The 292-nt window shown below is 49.7% G+C and carries 2 rRNA genes; both read left to right on the top strand.

Annotated features, from left to right (window positions below):
• Positions 1–78: ribosomal RNA gene (locus GJ698_RS30310) — 23S ribosomal RNA — on the top strand; the annotation flags it as partial.
• A 116-nt stretch (positions 79–194) separates the two neighbouring features.
• Positions 195–292 (top strand): 5S ribosomal RNA (gene rrf / locus GJ698_RS30315); the annotation flags it as partial.

Genomic DNA, 292 nt, shown 5'->3' on the forward strand with positions numbered 1-292 from the left:
GGACGTTGATAGGTCAGGTGTGGAAGTGCAGTAATGCATTAAGCTAACTGATACTAATTGCCCGTACGGCTTGTCCCTATAACCTTGACGGTTATGCGCATTTACTATGATGGTGAGTGCTACCCCACAAAACTTTACTTCTCCCAGATTCGCTGTGCAGCCCAGTTGGTGGCTGCGGAGCATACAAGTCAAAGCTTGATGACCATAGTAAGTCGGTCCCACCCCTTCCCATCCCGAACAGGACCGTGAAACGACTCTACGCCGATGATAGTGCTGCAACCAGTGTGAAAGT

The sequence above is a fragment of the Duganella aquatilis genome, assembly GCF_009674565.1.
Lineage (GTDB): Bacteria > Pseudomonadota > Gammaproteobacteria > Burkholderiales > Burkholderiaceae_D > Rugamonas > Rugamonas aquatilis.